General features: G+C 59.7%; 5 protein-coding genes. 3 read left to right on the plus strand and 2 right to left on the minus strand.

Going from position 1 to position 2735, the window contains the following annotated elements; translation table 11 throughout:
- Together OOT46_RS30550 and OOT46_RS30555 are read left to right on the plus strand one after the other, a co-directional pair.
- On the plus strand, positions 1 to 807 hold an 807-nt coding region (locus OOT46_RS30550; RefSeq protein WP_265407393.1), incomplete at its 5' end, for a transposase.
- A gap of 113 nt (positions 808 to 920) precedes the next feature.
- Positions 921 to 1475, plus strand: a complete 555-nt coding sequence (locus OOT46_RS30555) for an RNA 2'-phosphotransferase (protein ID WP_265407394.1) — start codon at positions 921 to 923, stop codon at positions 1473 to 1475.
- Between the two features lie 58 nt (positions 1476 to 1533).
- On the opposite strand, the gene OOT46_RS30560 is transcribed toward OOT46_RS30555, so the two are convergent.
- The gene (locus OOT46_RS30560) at positions 1534 to 1893 is read right to left on the minus strand and encodes a hypothetical protein (protein WP_265407395.1); all 360 of its coding nucleotides are present in this window, start codon (positions 1891 to 1893) and stop codon (positions 1534 to 1536) included.
- A complete protein-coding gene (locus OOT46_RS30565; RefSeq protein WP_265407397.1) occupies positions 1893 to 2426 on the minus strand; it encodes a hypothetical protein in 534 nt (177 codons plus the stop codon). The genes OOT46_RS30560 and OOT46_RS30565 overlap by 1 nt, the downstream gene beginning before the upstream one ends.
- A gap of 123 nt (positions 2427 to 2549) precedes the next feature.
- Between OOT46_RS30565 and OOT46_RS30570 the strand changes: the two genes are divergently transcribed.
- A partial coding sequence (locus tag OOT46_RS30570; RefSeq protein WP_265407396.1) for a transposase occupies positions 2550 to 2735 on the plus strand: 186 nt, incomplete at its 3' end.

Below are 2735 nucleotides of genomic sequence, written 5' to 3' on the forward strand. Positions count from 1 at the left end.
ATCTTTGAGGACGATGCGGACCGGGAACTGCTGTTGAGGATCGTCGGGCAGACGCTGGAGCGTTTCGATGCACAGATGCTTGCGTACTGCCTCATGGGCAATCACTACCACTTCGTGCTGCACACACGCCGAGCCAATCTGTCAGGTCTGATGCAGCGGCTCAATGGCATCTACACGCAGGCCTACAACCGTCGCCACGGCAAAGTGGGGCATGTGCTGCAGGGCCGATTCAAGGCGATTCTGGTCGATCGCGACAGCTACTTGCTGGAGGTCTGTCGCTACGTGGAGCTGAATCCTGTCAGGGCCGGCATGGTGGAGCAGGCAGGCCACTGGCCGTGGTCCAGCTACCGGGCGCATTGCCTGCAGTGCAACTCGCCGCCCTGGCTCGATACCGATGGTTTGCACGGTTATGTATTGGCGCGTGAAGCGAGCACGCTGGCACTCAAGCGTCGAGCTGCGCATCGTTATGCAGACTTGGTCGCCGCGGCTCGCGATATGCGACTGTGGGAGCAGAACCTGCAGCGGCAGATCTACCTCGGCAACGACGACTTCGTCGCACGCATGCAGGTGATCGTCGCGGGAACGGCGCGGCTTGATCAAGCGCGCGACATCGCCAAGGTTCAGCGACGCAGCGAAGGCAAGACGCTGCGGCAGTACGTTGCCGAAGCGGCAACGCGCGAAGAGGCGATGTGGCTGGCACATGCGCGCTCCGGGCTGACGATGACGCAGATCGGTGAGGAACTGGGGCTGTCGACGGCACGGGTCAGTCAGCTGATCAAGCGTTATGAGCAGGGGCGTGGCACTTAAGATTTAATGCCTGACCCCGAGTTCGTAAGGCCTGACCCCGAGTTCGAGTTTGTGACCCCGAGTTTGCGAGTTTGGGCACGACCCCTTGACAGTTTGATTCTCGCGAGGCAGACATGAGCAACAAGCAATTGGTATCGGCAAGCAAGTTTCTGAGTTATGTGCTGCGTCACGAACCGCAGGCTATTGGGCTCTCACTCGACAGCGAAGGCTGGGGCAGCATCGAGGCGTTGATCGCCGGGGGCGCCCAACAGGGGCACACGTTCAGCCGCGAACTGGTCGAGCAAGTTGTGGCCACCAGCGACAAGAAGCGCTTCGAGCTGTCGGCCGACGGTCAGCGCATCCGCGCCGTGCAAGGGCACTCGACCGGCAGCGTGGCTCGCGAGTTCGAGCCGAAGCAGCCACCAGACACGCTGTTCCACGGCACTGCATCAAGGTTTGTGGAGTCAATCCGTCGCGAAGGGCTCAAGCCCGGCTCACGTCACCATGTGCACTTGTCGGCGGACCCGCAGACCGCACGCTCTGTCGGCCAGCGCTACGGCTCGCCCGTGGTGCTGGTCGTGGACGCTGGCCGCATGCACGCGCAAGGGCATGTGTTCCACCAAGCCGAGAACGGAGTCTGGCTCACCGATGCTGTGTCGTCGCAGTTCTTACGAGAAGGCACCAGCTAAAACGCACCCGCTTTAGCCTTCTACCGTGCCTCACGCTGATCGATTTGCTTGGCCAGTCTTAGTCGCTGTCGTAGCCTTCGGCCTCTGCCTGCGCCGCTTGATGCCATGCTGCAAAGGATCCATATTCGGTGCGCCGCTCCCATCCCGGTGCGCTGAAGTCGTGGACAACACAGACCCTGCCTGATGCATCGCGATCCCAACAGGCAACGTCATCATTGTCTAGGCGGCGCGCAAACGGCACTAAGCCGCGATCAGGGAAGCGCTTCTTCAAGCCTTCATGCCTGACGCGCAGCCACTTTCCCAACAGGATCTGCCAAGGACCGATATCAAGCGACCCCGACTGAACCTCCTGTAAGAAGTCAGACGGGTATGCAAACCAACTTGGCAGCTCTGTGGCATCTAAAAGTTCTTCAGTCATCAATGCGCAGAACCAATGTACGGAGAACCGTATGGGTAGACAGTACGGAAGAGCGAGTTCTGGTTGCTGATTCGGTTTGCCACTGCGTCGCCGAAGGTGACCGGAATTTCTCCCTTCCGCCCAATAAAACGCGAGACATAGTCAAGATCATCCGGAAGCAAGTCAGTGTGCTCGAACACGCGAGCCTGAATGTTCACCCCTGCTCTTTGCGCAGCAAGTATGCGCGTGTTGTCTAGCGACGTAAGAACTCCATCAGGCATGCGAACAACATCAATCAACCGATCAGGCTCAACGACAAACCCGTTTCGCTTCATGCTTTCGACCAATGCAGGAATGGTAGCACCCTGCTGCTTGACTGTAGTCTGAGTGGTTCGAATCAGCATCGGGTCCAACTCAACCAGACGAAGCCCATCGTCGGCGGCTCCCAAGCGCCCCATGGGCACACCCGCAGTCCCGATCGCGAACAGCGTTGCGCCCATCGCGCGGCCATCGCCGTGCACCACTTTTCTGAACCCGAGCCGGAAGCCTTCCACTCCGTTTGACAGGGTACTAGCGGCCGTGCCTAGCGGGTCTTTCCACAGTCGCTCACCGAACACACAGGACGGGGGCCAGGCCTTAAATTTGAAGTCCCCCATCTCGCCGCCTACATTGGGGGCATGACCCGTCCGTTGCGCATCGAGTTTCCCGGCGCTGTCTATCACGTCACCTCACGTGGTGATCGACGCGAGCCAATCTTTGACGACGATGCGGACCGGGAACTGCTGTTGAGGATCGTCGGGCAGACGCTGGAGCGTTTCGATGCACAGATGCTTGCGTACTGCCTCATGGGCAATCACTACCAC

The sequence above is a fragment of the Aquabacterium sp. A7-Y genome (assembly GCF_026153205.1).
Classification (GTDB): domain Bacteria; phylum Pseudomonadota; class Gammaproteobacteria; order Burkholderiales; family Burkholderiaceae_C; genus Caldimonas.

Coding starts and splice junctions, on each gene's coding strand:
- OOT46_RS30555 (WP_265407394.1), top strand. CDS start 921: ATGAGCAACAAGCAATTGGTATCGGCAAGCAAGTTTCTGAGTTATGTG.
- OOT46_RS30560 (WP_265407395.1), bottom strand. CDS start 1,893: ATGACTGAAGAACTTTTAGATGCCACAGAGCTGCCAAGTTGGTTTGCA.